The organism is Citrobacter sp. C13, assembly GCF_014596815.2.
Classification (GTDB): Bacteria; Pseudomonadota; Gammaproteobacteria; order Enterobacterales; family Enterobacteriaceae; genus Citrobacter; species Citrobacter portucalensis.
In genome coordinates, this window is sequence record NZ_CP115024.1 from 4,701,247 (window position 1) to 4,719,076 (window position 17,830).

Sequence of the window (17,830 nt, forward strand, 5' to 3'; positions counted from 1 at the left end):
AATGACGAAGTACACCCTGAAAGATATCACCCGAGCTTCTGGCGGATTTGCCATGCTGGCGGTCGATCAGCGCGAAGCCATGCGCTTAATGTTTGCCGCAGCAGGTGCAAAATCCCCGGTCAATGACAGCGTACTGACCGATTTCAAAGTCAATGCGGCGAAGATCCTGTCCCCCTATGCCTCCGCCATTCTGGTCGATCAGCAGTTCTGCTACCGCCAGGTTGTAGAGCAAAACGCGGTCGCCAAAAGCTGCGCCATGATTGTGGCCGCTGATGAGTTTATTCCGGGTAACGGAATCCCGGTCGATAGCGTGGTGATTGATAAAAAAATCAACCCGCAGGCCGTGAAGCAAGATGGTGCTAAGGCTCTCAAACTGCTGGTGCTGTGGCGTAGCGATGAAGATGCCCAACAGCGTCTTGATATGGTGAAAGAATTCAATGAGCTATGCCACTCCAATGGCCTGCTGAGCATCATCGAGCCGGTTGTTCGCCCACCGCGTCGTGGCGATAAGTTCGATCGCGAACAGGCCATTATCGATGCCGCAAAAGAACTGGGTGATAGCGGTGCCGATCTCTACAAGGTCGAAATGCCGCTGTACGGCAAAGGTACCCAACAAGAATTGCTTAGCGCCTCTCTGCGCCTGAATGAAAACATCAACATGCCGTGGGTCATTCTCTCCTCTGGTGTAGATGAAAAACTGTTCCCGCGCGCAGTCAGCGTAGCAATGACCGCAGGCGCATCTGGCTTCCTGGCCGGACGTGCGGTCTGGTCATCGGTTGTTGGCCTGCCGGATACCGAACTGATGCTGCGTGATGTTTCCGCACCTAAATTGCAACGCTTAGGTGACATTGTCGATGAAATGATGGCCCGTCGCCGCTAATACGAGGATCAAAGAATGAAATGGTTTAACACATTGAGCCACAACCGCTGGCTGGAGCAGGAAACTGACCGCATCTTTAACTTTGGTAAAAATGCTGCTGTCCCTACCGGATTTGGCTGGCTGGGTAACAAGGGGCAAATTAAAGAAGAGATGGGGACTCATCTATGGATTACTGCCCGAATGTTACACGTTTACTCTGTGGCAGCGGCTATGGGCAGGCCAGGGGCATATGATCTGGTTGATCACGGCATCAAGGCTATGAATGGCGCGTTACTAGATAAAAAATATGGTGGTTGGTATGCCTGCGTGAATGACGAAGGCGTGATGGATGCCTCCAAACAAGGGTATCAACACTTTTTTGCACTGCTGGGCGCAGCCAGCGCAGTAACAACCGGGCATCCTGAAGCCAGGAAATTACTGGATTACACCATAGAAGTTATTGAGAAATACTTCTGGAGTGAAGAAGAGCAGATGTGCCTGGAATCCTGGGACGAAGCTTTCAGCCAGACGGAAGATTACCGCGGCGGTAACGCCAACATGCATGCGGTCGAGGCTTTCCTGATCGTTTATGACGTTACCCATGACAAAAAATGGCTGGATCGCGCTATCAGAATCGCATCCGTCATCATTCATGATGTAGCCAGAAACAACCATTACCGTGTGAATGAGCACTTTGATGCTCAATGGAATCCTATCCGCGACTATAACAAAGAAAATCCAGCACACCGTTTCCGTGCATTTGGCGGGACACCAGGCCATTGGATCGAATGGGGTCGTTTAATGCTGCATATCCACGCAGCGCTGGAAGCCAGATGCGAACAACCCCCAGCATGGCTGCTGGAAGATGCTAAAGGTTTGTTCCACGCTACAGTACGCGATGCCTGGGCTCCAGATGGGGCAGACGGCATTGTGTATACCGTTGATTGGGAAGGGAAACCCGTTGTACGTGGACGTGTACGCTGGCCTATTGTAGAAGCGATGGGGACAGCCTATGCCCTCTATACCGTAACAGGGGATCGTCAATACGAAACCTGGTATCAGACATGGTGGGATTACTGCATTAAATACCTGATGGACTATGAAAATGGTTCATGGTGGCAAGAATTGGATGCAGACAACAAGGTGACCACTAAAGTCTGGGACGGTAAGCAGGATATATACCATCTTCTGCACTGTCTGGTAATCCCACGCATCCCGCTCGCTCCAGGGCTGGCACCAGCCGTAGCAGCGGGTTTGTTAGATATCAATGCGAAATAAATAAGCCTGGTAAAGACGGCATATCAGCAAACAAATGTTGCATATGCCGTTGTTTAGTAAGGGTATCTAATATTAAGGTGATATATATGCATAGTGGTGGGAATACGATATTACTCGCTGCAGGTGATTACCGGGCGCAAATAGTTTCAGTTGGTGCCGGTCTTGCCGAATTAACCTGGCAGGGCAAACATCTGGTTATACCTCATCAACCAGAAGAGATGCCTCTTGCTCATCTGGGTAAGGTATTAATCCCTTGGCCAAATCGTATTGCCAATGGCATTTATCAGCATGATGGGCATGAGTATCAGCTACCGATTAATGAACATGGTTCTAACACCGCTATTCACGGTTTACTTGCATGGCGGGACTGGCAAACTGATGAATTAACGGCCACAAAAGCCTCATTCTCCATATTTCTGCCACCAAGTTATGGCTACCCATTCGCATTGATTTCACGAGTGATTTACTCACTGGACGCAACAGCCGGGCTGTCCGTTGAGATAATTAGCCAAAATGTCGGCGATAAACCAGCACCTTACGGAGTCGGTATTCACCCTTATTTAACCTGTGATTTAACGCCTGTTGATGACTATACGCTGCAGCTTCCTGCAAATGAGGTTTTGGCTTTCGATACACAGTCTAACTCAACAACGTTACTTCACGTCGATGAGCTGAATTTGGACTATTCCATCCAACAAAAAATCGGTGATAAACGGATTGATCATACTTTCAAAACTTGCGGCGAGCGGTGGGAAGCGAAAATTATTAATCAACAAAAAGAGCTGGCTGTTAGTTTGTGTTCCGATCAACCGTGGCTTCAGGTCTATAGTGGCGAAAAGTTGAATCGTCAGGGATTAGCTATCGAGCCGATGAGTTGTCCACCTAATGCCTTTAACTCTGGGATCAACTTACTATTACTTAAACCAAAACAGCAGCATACATTATTTTTTAATATTCATGGTGAATGCATCTAGTTCAAGTATTTATTTGTGCAGGATACCCATTACCCTGACTTAAAAAGGCCAAGGTAATATTTTAGAATTTGATAATGAAGGAATTATAATGGATTTCTTTAATTTATTTACACCTGATGGCGTGATGTTGGAATCTAATGTTATATACACCGTTATCGCCTTAATGTTTCTTTATACATTCGTAGGAATATGTGCTGGCTTTGGTGGTGGATTGACAACCATGCCGCTCATCACCCTGATGCTGCCTGTAAAAATGGCAACACCACTTTCTGTTATTGTCGGAACAGCAACCGCCATTTATGCCACATGGTTATCTCGTAAAGAAACGGACTGGCGATCGGCTGCCGTTCTTATCGGCTTCTCCTTTCTTGGCATTCCGGTAGGTTTATATGCACTTTCCTATCTACCTGACCACATTATGAAAATAGGATTGGGCGGTTTTCTTATTCTCTACTCATTCTACAGTATGTTTATTCCTCGCTTACCCATCTATGACAGACGCTGGATTGCTGCACCGTTAGGGGCAGTAGCTGGTGCGCTAGGGGCGGCCTTTTCCACAAATGGACCACCAGTTGTGATGTATGGAATGCTACGTAATCTGGGTCCAGCTGCTTTTCGCGGTACGCTGAATGCGTTCTTTACGGCTAACAACATTGCCGTTGTCGGCGGTCTGGCAACGAGTGGAATATTAACAATCTCAACATTTAAACTGGTTATTTTCTGTATTCCTACAATGATACTCGGTTCCTTAGTCGGGCAATATGTGCATAAGCGCATTTCGGTAAAAGTATTCCGTGTTTTAGTATTTTTATTATTAATCGCTTCAGGTGCAATGTTAATAAAAGGTGCATTAGGTATTTCAGCTATCACGGCGCTCTTACCACCATTTGTGCTGTTGGCGGCATTACAAATACTTTTAGGTAAAAAAATTGCTGAGATTCGTAGAGTGGATGCTAGCAAATAATAAGAGTTTGTCTTGTTCAAGCGCTACTTAAGGGTAGCGCATAACTATTTAAGGCTAATGAATAATAGCAAACCATAACCAATCAGTATGCTCGCGTTCCTCAATTTCATGGAGAATATTTTATGAGCACGCAAAGTAGGCATTTATCCTCTGTCCTGATAGAAAAGAATATTGATGGCTTTACGCTAACGTACCACCAGCGCCTGATTTTACGTCACAGCACAGAAACCCCTTGTCTATGGATCGGCGCTGGCGTTGCCGACATTGACATGTTTCGCGGCAACTTCAGCATCAAAGACAAGCTCAATGAGAAGATTGCTCTGACCGACGCCACGGTTAGCGAGTCACCTGATGGCTGGCTGGTACATTTCAGCCGCGGTAATACCATCAACGCCACGCTGCACATCTCTACCGATGAACAGGGCCGCCTGAAGCTGGACCTGCACAACGATGACCTCAGCCATAACCGCATCTGGCTGCGTCTGGCAGCCAACCCGGACGATCATATTTACGGCTGTGGTGAACAATTCTCTTACTTCGATTTGCGCGGAAAACCCTTCCCACTGTGGACCAGCGAACAGGGCGTGGGCCGTAACAAAAACAGCTATGTCACCTGGCAGGCTGACTGCAAAGAAAATGCCGGCGGAGACTACTACTGGACCTTCTTCCCGCAGCCGACCTTCGTCAGCACACAGAAGTACTACTGCCACGTTGATAACAGTTGCTATATGAATTTCGACTTCAGCGCACCGGAGTATCACGAGCTGGCGCTGTGGGAAGACAAAACCACCCTGCGCTTTGAGTGCGCCGACACGTATATTTCCCTGCTGGAAAAACTGACCGCGCTGTTAGGTCGCCAGCCGGAGCTGCCGGACTGGATTTACGACGGTGTCACGCTTGGTATTCAGGGCGGTACTGAGATTTGCCAGAACAAACTGGACACCATGCGTAATGCAGGCGTGAAAGTAAACGGCATCTGGGCGCAGGATTGGTCCGGGATCCGCATGACCTCCTTTGGCAAGCGCGTGATGTGGAACTGGAAGTGGAACAGCGACAACTATCCGCAGTTGGATAACCGTATTAAGCAGTGGAAAGAAGAAGGCGTGCAGTTCCTCTCCTACATCAACCCATACGTCGCCAGCGATAAAGATCTCTGTGCCGAAGCGGCTGCATACGGTTATCTGGCAAAAGATGCCTCAGGCGCTGACTATCTGGTTGAGTTCGGCGAGTTTTACGGCGGCGTGGTCGATCTGACCAACCCCGAAGCCTACGACTGGTTCAAAGAAGTCATCAAAAAGAACATGATTGAGCTGGGATGCGGTGGTTGGATGGCTGACTTTGGCGAATATCTGCCAACCGATACGTATCTGCACAACGGCGTCAGCGCTGAAATTATGCATAACGCCTGGCCCGCGCTATGGGCGAAATGCAACTACGAAGCGTTACAGGAGACCGGCAAGCTCGGCGAGATCCTGTTCTTTATGCGTGCGGGCTACACCGGCAGCCAGAAGTACTCCACCATGATGTGGGCAGGCGATCAGAACGTTGACTGGAGCCTCGACGACGGTCTGGCTTCCGTCGTTCCTGCGGCGCTGTCGCTGGCGATGACTGGCCACGGTCTGCACCACAGCGATATCGGCGGTTACACCACCCTGTTTGACATGAAACGCAGCAAAGAGCTGCTGCTGCGCTGGTGTGATTTTAGCGCCTTCACTCCAATGATGCGCACCCACGAAGGTAACCGCCCAGGCGATAACTGGCAGTTTGATGGTGATGCTGAAACCATCGCCCACTTTGCCCGTATGACCACCGTCTTTACTACCCTGAAACCGTATCTAAAACAGGCGGTCGCGCAAAATAGCGCTACCGGTCTGCCGGTGATGCGCCCGCTGTTCCTGCATTACGAAGACGATGCACGGACCTATACCCTGAAATATCAGTACCTGTTAGGACAGGATTTACTGGTCGCGCCAGTTCACGAACAGGGCCAGCAAAACTGGACGCTGTATCTGCCGGAGGATAGCTGGGTAAACGTCTGGACTGGGGAAACTTACCAGGGCGGTGAAATTACCGTAGATGCACCTATTGGCAAGCCTCCGGTGTTTTATCGCGTGAAGAGTGAATGGGCGTCACTATTTGCCACTTTACGCAACATCTAATACGGCTCGCCCGCGGGGAAACTTGCGGGCACATGGAGAATAATAATGAGTCAGACCTCTGCTGATCCGGCAACGCTACGCCTGCCACTTAAAGAAAAAATAGCTTATGGCATAGGCGATTTGGGTTCCAATATCCTGCTGGATATTGGCACACTCTATTTGTTGAAATTTTACACTGATGTCCTCGGTCTTCCGGGAACCTATGGTGGGATTATCTTCTTAATCGCTAAATTCTTTACCGCATTTACCGATATGGGTACTGGTATTGTGCTCGACTCGCGGCGAAAAATAGGACCGAAAGGTAAATTTCGCCCGTTCGTTCTGTATGGCTCATTCCCAGTAGCACTGCTGGCAACAGCTAACTTTATAGGGACACCGTTAGAAATTACGGGCAAAACGGTCGTCGCAACGCTACTGTTTATGCTGTATGGATTGTGCTACAGCCTGATGAACTGCTCTTATGGCGCGATGGTGCCAGCCATAACCAAAAATCCAAATGAACGTGCCTCGCTGGCGGCCTGGCGCCAGGGCGGATCCACCTTAGGCCTTCTCATTGGCACCGTTGCTTTTGTACCGGTAATGAATTTGATTGAAGGCAATCAACAACTGCAATATGGCGTAACCGCTGCACTTTTCTCGTTATGCGGGCTGCTATTTATGTGGCTTTGCTATGCGGGTGTCAAAGAGCGTTATGTTGAGGTCAAACAGGCTGATTCCGCACAAAAAGCAGGAATTTTGCAATCCTTCCGCGCAATCGCGGGTAATCGCCCACTGTTTATTTTGTGCGTTGCCAACCTCTGCACCCTTGCGGCATTTAATGTCAAACTGGCGATTCAGGTCTACTACACCCAGTACGTGCTGAACGATCCGATTATTTTGTCCTATATGGGCTTCTTCAGCATGGGTTGTATATTCATCGGCGTCTTTTTGATGCCTGCTGCTGTACGCCGCTTTGGTAAGAAAAAGGTCTATATCGGTGGGCTGATAATTTGGGCTGTGGGCGATCTGCTTAACTACGGCTTCGGTGACACTTCAGTGAGTTTCGTAGCCTTCTCCTGCCTGGCATTCTTTGGCTCAGCATTCGTCAACAGTCTGAACTGGGCGCTGGTCTCGGACACAGTGGAATATGGCGAATGGCGTACTGGTGTTCGTTCCGAAGGGACAGTTTATACCGGGCTCACCTTCTTTCGAAAAATGTCCCAAGCGCTGGCTGGCTTTTTCCCTGGATGGATGCTTACTCAAATTGGCTACATTCCAAACGTAGTGCAGTCGGCCAGCACTGTTGAAGGATTACGTCAGTTGATCTTCATATATCCTTGTGTGCTCGCGGTGCTCGCCATGATTACAATGGGCTGTTTTTACAACCTCAACGAGAAAATGTACTTCCGTATCGTTGAAGAAATAGAAGCGCGTAAACGTACTGCTTAACAATAATAATTAATGACGCCCTTCGGGGCGTTGTAAGGAGTGGTTATGCCTGACCATGATCCGCTAACGCTAAAATTAAGCCTGAAAGAAAAAATCGCTTACGGCGCGGGTGATATTGGCTCCAATCTAATGCTAAGCATTGGCACATTGTATTTGCTCAAATTTTACACAGATGAGCTAGGAATGCCTGCATATTATGGTGGGGTTATTTTCCTTATAGCAAAATTCTTTACAGCATTTACAGACATGCTAACCGGATTTCTTCTCGACTCTCAAAAAAACATAGGTTCCAGGGGGAAATTCAGACCTTTTATTCTGTATGCAGCTGTACCATCCGCGATTATTGCGACAGTTCAGTTTATTGCTACAACATTTAGCCTGCCGCTCAAGACTGCTATTGCCACTGGTCTATTTATGCTATTCGGTCTGTTTTACAGTCTAATGAACTGTTCATATGGCGCTATGATTCCAGCAATAACAAAAAATCCAAATGAACGAGCACAACTGGCAGCTTTTCGACAAGGTGGAGCAACAATAGGTTTATTAATCTGTACGGTTGCTTTTATTCCTCTTCAATCTTTATTCTCTACAACTACCATTGGTTATGGTTGTGCAGCCTTAATTTTCTCTATCTTTGGTTTTGTTTTTATCATGTTATGTTATAAAGGAACCAAAGAACATTACATTGAGCCCCTCTCACCGGGGCATAAAACAAGCATAATCAAATCATTTTGCGCAATTTTTCACAACCCACCACTATTAGTTCTATGCATTGCAAATTTGTGTACACTAGCAGCATTTAATATCAAGCTCGCCATTCAGGTTTATTATACCCAATATGTACTAAATGACATTAACCTATTATCCTGGATGGGTTTTTTTAGTATGGGTTGCGTAATTATTGGTGTTTTATTAGTCCCCTGGACCGTGAAATGCTTTGGCAAGAAACGCGTATATCTAGCGGGTATGGTTGTATGGGCCGCTGGCGATATTTTAAATTATTTTTGGGGTTATAACTCCTTTTATTTTGTGATTTTCTCTTGCTTAGCCTTCTTCGGAACCGCTTTTGTTAACAGCCTGAATTGGGCGCTGGTTCCGGATACGGTCGATTATGGCGAATGGAAAACAGGGATACGTGCGGAAGGTTCGGTGTATACGGGTTATACCTTTTCGCGCAAAATTTCCGCTGCGCTCGCTGGTTTCCTGCCGGGCATCATGCTGACGCAAATCGGTTATGTCCCCAACATAACCCAAAGCGATGCAACTTTGCTCGGCCTGCGTCAGCTTATTTTCCTTTGGCCTTGTGGGCTGGCCATTATCGCTGCATTCACGATGGGTTTATTTTATAAACTCAACGAAACTCGCTTTGCTTTTATTATTGAGGAAATCAGCCAACGGAAGAAAAACAACATCCAACCGGACCCTATTACCAATAAAAAGAACACCTCTGCTGTAAACGTATAAAAATAATAGCCGCCTATTCCATCTTAATGGATGGCGGCCTCCCTACGCTTAAAAAATGGATTTATTATGAAAAAGTTAACAACAATAATTCTCTTATCCTCTGTTGCTTCTACTTCTGTTTTTGCGGGTGCCTATATCGAGAACCGTGAGGCATATAATCTGGCATCCGATCAGATAGAAGTGATGATGCGCGTTGGCTATAACTCAGATATGGGCGCGGGTATCATGCTCACCAACACCTACACAATGCAACGCAAGGATGAGTTAAAACACGGCTATAATGAAATAGAGGGCTGGTATCCGTTATTTAAACCAACAGATAAATTAACTATCCAGCCAGGTGGGTTGATAAACGATAAGAGTACGGGTTCCGGTGGTGCTGCTTATCTGGATGTTAACTATAAATTTACCCCATGGTTTAATCTTACCGTGCGTAACCGATATAACCATAATAACTACAGCTCAACCGATCTAAACGGTGACCAGGACAATAATGATACCTATGAAATAGGTAACTACTGGAATTTTACTATCACCGATAAGTTTTCCTATACCTTTGAGCCGCACTATTTTATTCGAGTGAATGACTTCAATAGCAGTAACGGAAAAGATCACCACTGGGAGATTACGAATACCTTCAAGTATCGTATCAATGAACACTGGTTACCCTACCTGGAACTACGCTGGTTAGATCGCAATGTGGAACCTTATCACCGCGAACAAAATCAAATTCGTGTCGGGGCTAAGTATTTCTTCTAATCCTTCCGAAATAAAAAAGCCGCTGAATTATCAGCGGCTATGATTGCATGTGCAAGCTTTTATATTTCTAACATAAATAGAAATAGTGGCAATTTTTCATGTGCTTAATCTAAATTATTTCCGAATCTTTTCTCTGTTGCACTTATCTCACAATCCCTTCATCTGAAGCAGGTGTAATCTGCAAATCCTGATGTTTTACAAAAGGATTTGGCGATGAGCGGCGGTAAACCGGCAGCCCGGTTGGGCGACATGACGAAGTTCGGCGGCCCGATAGCCCAGGGCTCCATGGGCGTGATGATTGGCGCCCCCACCGGCGTCGCCTGCTCGGTGTGTCCCGGCGGTGTCACCTACGGCTCCCCGGTTAACCCGCTGCTCGGCGCCAAGGTCCTGCCCGGTGAGACCGATTTCACCCTGCCCGGCCCGCTGCCCTTTGTCCTCACCCGCGCCTACAGCAGTTACCGGACCCGTACCCCGGCACCGGCCGGCATCTTCGGCCCCGGCTGGAAAGCACCATTCGATATTCGCTTACAGATACGTGATGAGGAACTTATCCTCAATGATAACGGCGGGCGCAGTATTCACTTTGAACACCTGCTCCCGGGGGAAGTGGCCTTCAGCCGCAGCGAACGCTTCTGGCTCGCCCGTGGCGGCGTGGCGAAGCGGCACGAGAGTCATCCCCTGCACCGTCTCTGGCAGGCGCTGCCGGAAGACACCCGCCTGAGCCCGCATCAGTACCTGGCGGCAAACAGCCCACAGGGACCATGGTGGATACTGGGGTGGCCTGAACGGGTACCGGAGCCGGATGAGGTACTTCCTGCCCCGCTGCCGCCGTACCGGGTGCTGACCGGGCTGGTGGACAGTTTCGGGCGCAGACTCTCATATCACCGTGATGCCGCCGGGCCGTTCAGCGGCCATATCACCGGGGTGACCGATGGCGCAGGCCGCCGTTTCCGGCTGGTGCTGAAGCAGATGAACACACTGCCCGCCACCCGCTACGGCCAGGATGACGGGGTCCGCCTCGGTGCCGTCTGGCTGACGCACGACCCGGAATACCCGGACAACCTGCCGGCATCCCCGCTGGCGCGCTATGACTATTCCCCGCGCGGGGAGCTGGCAGCGGTGTATGACCGGGGCGGGGTGCAGGTTCGCCGCTTTGACTATGCCGCGGATACCCCGGGCAGGATGGTGGCACACCAGTACGCCGGACGCCCGCAGACCACCTACCGCCACGATGCAGCGGGCCGTGTGGTGGAGCAGCATAATCCGGCAGGCTTGAGCTACCGCTATGAATACGGGAAAAACGCCGTCACCATTACCGACAGCCTGCACCGCCGGGAAGTGCTGCACACCGAAGGCGAAGGTGGCCTGAAGCGGGTGGTGAAAAAGGAATACGCCGACGGCAGCGTGACCCGCAGTGAATACAGCCCCCCGGGCTGGCTCACCGCGCAGACGGATGCGGCAGGCCGGAAAACCGAATACCGGTACAGTATCGCTTCCGGTAACATCACCGAAATTATCTCCCCTGACGGCCGGAAGACGGCGTTTTATTACAATGACGGGCGTCAGCTGACCGGTATCACCCACCCGGACGGTTTACGGGAGAAGCACGAATACGATGAATATGGCCGCCTGACTGCGCAGACTTCCCGTCAGGGGAGCATCACCCGCTATGTGTATGATGACCCGCACAGTGAATACCCCTGCACCAGCGAAGACGCCACCGGCAGCAAAAAGCAGATGGTGTGGAGCCGCCACGGGCAACTGCTGAGCTTCACCGACTGTTCGGGGTATGAAACCCGCTATGACTATGACCGTTTCGGGCAGGTCACAGCCGTTCATCAGGAAGAAGGTCTCAGCCAGTATCGCGCTTACGATACCCGGGGCCGGCCTGTCAGCCAGAGAGATGCGGCAGGCCGCGAGACCCGCTATGAATACAGTGAGGCCGGCGACCTGACGGCAGTGATTACCCCGGACGGCAACCGCACTGAAACGCAGTACGATGCGGGCGGCAGACCGGTCAGTATCACCGCAGGCGGCCTGACCCGCCGGATGCAGTACGATGCCGCCGGACGGGTGACGCAGCTGACCAATGAGAACGGCAGCCACACTGAATTCACTTACGATGCACTGGACAGGCTGACGCAGCAGACCGGCTTTGACGGGAGAACGCAGCAGTATGACTATGACCTGACAGGGAAAAGGGTGTGCAGTAAGGACGAAGACCTCGTCACGGTGTGGTATTACGATGACGCTGACCGCCTGACGCACCGCACGGTGAACGGCGAACCGGCGGAACAGTGGCAGTACAACGAACGCGGCTGGCTGGCGGAAATCAGCCACCTCAGTGAAGGCCACCGGGTCGCCGTGCACTACGGCTATGATGAGAAAGGCCGGATGGTCAGCGAGAAGCAGACCGTCCACGCCCCGCAGACGGAAACCCTGCTGTGGCAGCATGAGACACAGCACGACTACAGCGACGCAGGCCTGGCGCATCGCATGACGTCAGACAAACTGCCTGCCGAGGAGTGGCTGACTTACGGCTCCGGTTATCTGGCAGGAATGAAACTCGGCGACACCCCACTCATCGACTTCACCCGCGACCGCCTGCACCGGGAGACACAACGCCGTTTCGGCGAATACACGCTCACCACCGGCTACAGCGCGGCCGGACAGCTGCTGAGCCGGCACCTGAACAGCCCGCTTCTGAACCGCGACTACGGGTATGACGGGGCCGGGCATCTGACCCGCATCAGCACCCCGCGCCAGACCCGGGAATACGACTACAGCCAGACCGGCAGGCTCACCGGCGTGCGCATGACTGCGCACGGTCTGGATATCCGCCTCCCTTACGCCACCGACCCGGCGGGCAACCGTCTGCCGGACCCGGAACTGTACCCGGACAGCCTCCTCACAGTATGGCCGGATAACCGTATCGTGCAGGATGCACAGTACCTGTACCGCTATGACCGTTACGGCAGGCTGACGGAGAAGACGGACCGTATCCCGGACGGGGCCATCCGCATGTACGATGAACGCACACACCGCTACAGCTACGACAACCAGCACCGGCTGGTGCACTACCTCCGCACACAGTACGGCAAAAAGCAGGCGGAAGGACGGTATCTCCACGACCCGCTGGGCAGGCGTATCGGAAAGCAGGTGTGGAAACGGGAGCGTGAACATCCGGACCATGACCAGATGGCGCTGTCGCACAGGCCGTACACCACCTGGTACGGCTGGGACGGCGACCGGCTGACCACCACGCAGACGGCGCAACACCGTGTCCAGACGATTTACGAACCCGGCAGCTTCACGCCGCTCATCCGGGTGGCGACCGCCACGGAGGAGCTGGATACCCTGCGCCGTCACCGGACGCTGGCGGAGAAACTCCGGCAGGAAGGCAGCGAGGATGGCGCTGGCGTGGTGTTCCCGCCGGCGCTGGTACAGATGCTGGACCGCCTGGAAGGTGAGCTGCGCGCCGGGGTTATCAGCGATGAGAACCGGCAGTGGCTGGCCGGGTGCGGCCTGACGCCGGAACAGATGGCGGCGCAGATGGAGCCGCTGCCGGTCCCGGAAAGGACGCTTCATCTGTACCACTGCGACCACCGGGGCCTGCCGCTGGCGCTGATAAGCCAGGATGGCGCCATCAGCTGGCGTGCGGAGTATGACGAATGGGGCAACGTGCTGCGGGAAGATAATCCGTACAATCTGCAACAGCTGATACGCCTGCCGGGCCAGCAGTATGACGACGAATCCGGACTGCACTACAACCGCCACCGGTACTACAGTCCGGGGCTGGGACGGTATATCACCCAGGATCCGATAGGGCTGAGAGGTGGGTGGAACCCGTATCAATATCCACTAGATCCGGTAACAGGTATAGATCCGCTGGGATTATCATCATTTATTGGCAATATGGGCTATGGAGCCAGTGAGCGGTCTTCACTCGGCTTGCATATGTGTGAAAATGGAGAGTCTCCAGAAGATATTGCTAACGCTATGTCACCACCACCTGCAAGACCTATTGCTACGGGAGAGTGCCGAGCTTCAATACTGCTTGCTGTTGGTTCTGGTTTATCAGGAACTATTACTGCTAATGAAAAAGTAGGCCCTGGAGCACAGGCTGGAATTCCAGTAGCCGCTGTAGGTGCACGAGCATCTGCTACCTGTGGATTGAAATTCAGAGACCCCGATGCTAAAGATTTAACAGTTGGTGCTGGCTTTTCCTTTGGACTGGGAATCTTTAGTATTGAGGTGGTTCAAACAACAACGTGGCCTGAAATATACATTGGCGCTGGTGCTGGTATCGGCCCTGAAATTAAAATACCGTACACTCCAAATGTTTCCACTACGTTATATTAGGTATAAATATGTGTGAATTAATTATAATTGCAAGAATTGTTGTTTTTGTCATTATGTTTTCAATGGGGATAGTCGGGGTGTTTTATGGTGCTTGGTTTTGTAAGAAAAACGATATAAACATGAATACTTTTTCAGGTATGTTTGAAATGTACAGGCGGGTATTTAGTTTTAAAAACAAACGTTTTTCTATTGTGATGCTGGGATGTATGTACGGTGGTGGATTACTTGTTCTTATAATTTTTGGTATCACCTTTTGGGGAGAAGGGCAAGGTTGTGTGTTTCCAACACGATATAGTTAGTGATCACAGGACTGGACGGGCCTGGAGTAGGAGCTATGATACGGAGAAATCAGCGATGCTGATCAATAGTGGCTGAAGCAGTGCGGGCTGACGCCAGAGCAGATGGAAAGACAGTTGGAGTCGGTTTACACGCTACTGTGCAAAATCTACCTGTACCACAGTGATCACTGCCGCTGTCGCTGATAATCCATGACGGGGGGCCTGGTAAGCGGAGTACAGCGAGCGGCGCAACGTGCTGCGGGAGGATAACCCTGACAGTACGATGTGAAAACGTGGCTCTACAATAACCGAAACGGTATTACGATCCGGCGCACCTAGAACAACTGATACGCCTGCCGGGCCAGCAGTATGACGACGAATCCGGACTGCACTACAACCGCCACCGGTACTACAATCCGGGGACGGGAAGGTATATCACCCAGGATCCGATAGGGCTGAAAGGGGGATTAAATCCATATGTATATGCACTTAATCCTGTAAGTTGGACTGATCCATTAGGTTTATGGGTGGGATTTGATGACATAGTATTCTCGGTTGGCGGTGCAATTGTTGGTTTAGCTGGGCAAGGGGTAAGTGATTTAATTTCAGGAGAATTAAGTGGATGGGAGGATTATACTGGTTCTGCTATTGGTGGGGCGGCAGGAGGAGAGGCTTTATTGTATACGGGGCCAATTGGTGCGGGTGCCGCCGCCGGAGCTGCAACGAATTTAAGTAAACAGGGATTAAAATACTTATCCGGAAAACAGTGTGGGTTCGAATGGTCAAGTCTCGTAGGTGATACTGCTATTGGTGCTGCCACAGGATTCATTCCCGGAATAAAAGTCCAAGGTATTACTGCTGGTAGTGGAAGTTATAATTCCATTTTTAAACAAATGACAACCAAAGCATCGAATGGAACTATTTCATCAATGAAACCCCAGACTGCCGCAAAAATGTTTGTGGGAAGGGCTGTTGACACATCACTGGTTCCTGGGGCAGCAGTGGGTGCAGTAGGAGGCGTGGCTGAATCAGCGGCATTGGAAAAATTAGACAGTTTAACCTGTGATCCATGTAAGTGCCAATAATATGAACATATCTGCCGGACGCTCAACTTACATTATATGGTTCAGTATATTAAGTATTCCTATTTTAATCGTTTTTGTAGCCATGCTGGTTAGAGGGTTTGTTTTCAGTGTTGTTCCCGTGTTCTGCTGCTGGGGAATGATGCTATTTGTTGTCTTTTTTTGGATATCAAGATTTAACCTAAAGGTAGACAGCAAGTATATTTGTTACAGGAGCTTATTTTCTGGTACAAATTGCATTCATTTTGCAGATATAGTTAGTGTAAAATATAGAGTTGGAATATACAAATATACTGACCGCTTCCTTCCTCCTGTACGACTCGAAATTAAAGGGAAAAGAGGGCTGGTTATAGTGATTAATTTAAAAGTATTTAACAGAAAAGACGTTGAGTCTATAATTAAATGGCTAGTAGATAGAGGGTTTAGTAATATATGAGCAGGCAGAGGCTGGCGATATAATCAGCATGGACAGCATGCTGGCATAGGGTGCTGCGTATGATGAATGGGGAAATCTGCCGAGCGAGGATGCTCGAAACATCTGATATGGCTGCCGGGGCAGCAGTACAGTATGGCTGGGAGCGGGATACGCTGACAACGGTGCAGACAGCGCAGTGGCAGGTCCAGACGGTGTATCATCCGGGGAGCTTTACGCCACTCCTGCGGATTGACAGCGCGACGGCGGGCCTGGCGCTGTTGCACAACCACCGGACGCTGGCGGAGAAACTTCAGCAGGAAGGGAGTGAGGGCGGTCAGGCGCTCAGGCGCTCAGGCTGTCGTGCTTCCGGCGGAGCTGGTGCAGATGCTGAACAGACTGGAAAGTGAGCTGAGAGCCGGAAAAGTCAGTGAGGAAAACTGCCGGTGGCTTGCACTGTGCGGGCTGACGGTGGAGTGGATGGCGTCGCAGATGGAGCCGCAGCATGAGCCGGAGAGGAAACTGCATCTTTATCACTGCGACCACCAGGGCCTGCCGCTGGCGCTGATACGCCTGCCGGGCCAGCAGTATGACGACGAATCCGGACTGCACTACAACCGCCACCGCTACTACAATCCGGGACAGGGTCGGTATATTACTCAGGACCCGATTGGGCTGGAGGGGGGATTAAATCCATATCAGTATCCATTGAATCCGGTTAGCTGGACTGATTCGATGGGTCTCGCACCTAATAAATATGGGCACATGAAGAACGGTGGCTACGGAGCGAGACCGACCCCACCACCTAAGCCCAACCCGGGTAAAATGCCAGGCATAGCGGAAAAATTGATGCCAAATTATCCTATTGACCAAGCCAGCAGTGAACCCAATGTTTTCAAAACATTTTTTAATGGATTCAGCCCGTACGATTACACATTGTATTGTAAAAAGTGGGTGAAACCGAGCCTGATTTGCACACCATGGGATGATCCAAAATATCCAGGTATGGATACAAAGACAGCAATTGATTATCTACCCAAGAAGAATTGGGCAGCAAATCAATTGCCAGAGGGATATTCTTGTGCAGAACCCTATTTATTCCCGGATCTCAATGAACTCAGTGGACCAGCAACGGCTGGGATAGATGATCTGGGTGAGTTATGGGGGAAAATATCACAGAGAACAAGGAGAGGAGGGAGAAAATGAAACGACTTTTTTTCTTTATACCGATAATATTCATTAGTTTTGATGCCATGGCTACGTGTGAAATACAGCCAAAAAACCATGCTTGCCTGACCATTTTTACCAAGGGCACCATCTATTCCGCTTTCCCCATTTTAAACAATAAGCCTGAATGGAAATGGTATCAGAGTGAGGATATAGGTGAATATTACTGGCAAACAGAACTGGGTACATGTAAAAATAATAAATTTGTCCCTAATGGTGCCAGGCTTTTAATTAACCTTGGAACACTGCGCCCCAAGGAAAATCCTCCAACTGAAGGATCTTTTCAGGATTTACTAAATGCTGCTGAGAAAACAGCATTTTTCGATGACGCAATCGTTGATAATAATATTAGAAGTCATATCCGAGGGGGCTTCTATCAAAAAAACAGCAGAGATTCAGCATTGTTTGCAATTCTTGATAACTCAATCATGGTAACGTATTTTAAAGCTGAGAAGTCAACTTATGCTCGCATGACAGCGCATCTTCCTGAAAAAAATGAGTCTTACGAATGCGTAACGAAAATAGAATATGGGGTGCTTCGTAGTGAGAAAAAATAAAACTCCTGTCTGAGAAAATGCACATTT

At 50.0% G+C, this 17,830-nt stretch carries 11 protein-coding genes and 4 pseudogenes; all 15 read left to right on the plus strand.

The window, feature by feature from the left end:
- The first annotated feature begins 1 nt into the window (after nucleotide 1).
- The 15 genes and pseudogenes from yihT (at nucleotide 2) to IB222_RS22535 (ending at nucleotide 17,803) form a co-directional block, all read left to right on the plus strand.
- The gene (yihT, locus tag IB222_RS22465; RefSeq protein WP_063941729.1) at nucleotides 2-880 is read left to right on the plus strand and encodes a sulfofructosephosphate aldolase; all 879 of its coding nucleotides are present in this window, start codon (nucleotides 2-4) and stop codon (nucleotides 878-880) included.
- A gap of 15 nt (nucleotides 881-895) precedes the next feature.
- On the plus strand, nucleotides 896-2,137 hold the full coding sequence (gene yihS / locus IB222_RS22470) for a sulfoquinovose isomerase (protein WP_149384902.1): 1,242 nt from the start codon (nucleotides 896-898) through the stop codon (nucleotides 2,135-2,137).
- 71 nt (nucleotides 2,138-2,208) lie between these two features.
- A complete protein-coding gene (locus IB222_RS22475) occupies nucleotides 2,209-3,111 on the plus strand; it encodes an aldose-1-epimerase (protein WP_249415426.1) in 903 nt (300 codons plus the stop codon).
- 88 nt (nucleotides 3,112-3,199) lie between these two features.
- Nucleotides 3,200-4,075 carry a sulfite exporter TauE/SafE family protein gene (locus IB222_RS22480; RefSeq protein ID WP_063941727.1) on the plus strand — a complete coding sequence of 292 codons (876 nt, stop codon included), beginning with the start codon at nucleotides 3,200-3,202 and terminating at the stop codon, nucleotides 4,073-4,075.
- Between the two features lie 122 nt (nucleotides 4,076-4,197).
- Entirely contained in the window at nucleotides 4,198-6,234 is a 2,037-nt protein-coding gene (locus IB222_RS22485) for an alpha-glucosidase (protein ID WP_148362613.1), read from the plus strand.
- A 45-nt stretch (nucleotides 6,235-6,279) separates the two neighbouring features.
- Nucleotides 6,280-7,662, plus strand: coding sequence for an MFS transporter (locus tag IB222_RS22490; protein WP_047407512.1), 1,383 nt, complete (start codon nucleotides 6,280-6,282; stop codon nucleotides 7,660-7,662).
- A gap of 45 nt (nucleotides 7,663-7,707) precedes the next feature.
- The gene (locus IB222_RS22495) at nucleotides 7,708-9,126 is read left to right on the plus strand and encodes an MFS transporter (protein WP_148362614.1); all 1,419 of its coding nucleotides are present in this window, start codon (nucleotides 7,708-7,710) and stop codon (nucleotides 9,124-9,126) included.
- A gap of 66 nt (nucleotides 9,127-9,192) precedes the next feature.
- On the plus strand, nucleotides 9,193-9,885 hold the full coding sequence (gene ompL / locus IB222_RS22500) for a porin OmpL (RefSeq protein WP_149384901.1): 693 nt from the start codon (nucleotides 9,193-9,195) through the stop codon (nucleotides 9,883-9,885).
- Between the two features lie 294 nt (nucleotides 9,886-10,179).
- Nucleotides 10,180-10,410, plus strand: a pseudogene (locus IB222_RS22505) (DUF6531 domain-containing protein); the annotation flags it as partial.
- A 447-nt stretch (nucleotides 10,411-10,857) separates the two neighbouring features.
- A pseudogene (locus tag IB222_RS22510) lies at nucleotides 10,858-13,791 on the plus strand (RHS repeat protein); the annotation flags it as partial.
- Between the two features lie 464 nt (nucleotides 13,792-14,255).
- Nucleotides 14,256-14,546: a hypothetical protein gene (locus IB222_RS22515; RefSeq protein WP_149385135.1), complete on the plus strand. Its 291-nt coding sequence runs from the start codon at nucleotides 14,256-14,258 to the stop codon at nucleotides 14,544-14,546.
- Between the two features lie 48 nt (nucleotides 14,547-14,594).
- Nucleotides 14,595-15,052: pseudogene (locus IB222_RS22520) on the plus strand (RHS repeat-associated core domain-containing protein); the annotation flags it as partial.
- Nucleotides 15,053-15,610 carry a hypothetical protein gene (locus IB222_RS22525; RefSeq protein WP_149385134.1) on the plus strand — a complete coding sequence of 186 codons (558 nt, stop codon included), beginning with the start codon at nucleotides 15,053-15,055 and terminating at the stop codon, nucleotides 15,608-15,610.
- Nucleotides 15,611-16,174: 564 nt separating this feature from the next.
- Nucleotides 16,175-17,225 (plus strand): annotated as a pseudogene (locus IB222_RS22530) (RHS repeat-associated core domain-containing protein); the annotation flags it as partial.
- Nucleotides 17,222-17,803, plus strand: a complete 582-nt coding sequence (locus IB222_RS22535) for a hypothetical protein (protein ID WP_032945620.1) — start codon at nucleotides 17,222-17,224, stop codon at nucleotides 17,801-17,803. The pseudogene IB222_RS22530 and the gene IB222_RS22535, both read left to right, overlap by 4 nt.
- Nucleotides 17,804-17,830: the final 27 nt, after the last annotated feature.

Coding starts and splice junctions, on each gene's coding strand:
- IB222_RS22480 (WP_063941727.1), top strand. CDS start 3,200: ATGGATTTCTTTAATTTATTTACACCTGATGGCGTGATGTTGGAATCT.
- IB222_RS22485 (WP_148362613.1), top strand. CDS start 4,198: ATGAGCACGCAAAGTAGGCATTTATCCTCTGTCCTGATAGAAAAGAAT.
- IB222_RS22495 (WP_148362614.1), top strand. CDS start 7,708: ATGCCTGACCATGATCCGCTAACGCTAAAATTAAGCCTGAAAGAAAAA.
- IB222_RS22515 (WP_149385135.1), top strand. CDS start 14,256: ATGTGTGAATTAATTATAATTGCAAGAATTGTTGTTTTTGTCATTATG.
- yihT (WP_063941729.1), top strand. CDS start 2: ATGACGAAGTACACCCTGAAAGATATCACCCGAGCTTCTGGCGGATTT.
- ompL (WP_149384901.1), top strand. CDS start 9,193: ATGAAAAAGTTAACAACAATAATTCTCTTATCCTCTGTTGCTTCTACT.
- IB222_RS22490 (WP_047407512.1), top strand. CDS start 6,280: ATGAGTCAGACCTCTGCTGATCCGGCAACGCTACGCCTGCCACTTAAA.
- IB222_RS22535 (WP_032945620.1), top strand. CDS start 17,222: ATGAAACGACTTTTTTTCTTTATACCGATAATATTCATTAGTTTTGAT.
- yihS (WP_149384902.1), top strand. CDS start 896: ATGAAATGGTTTAACACATTGAGCCACAACCGCTGGCTGGAGCAGGAA.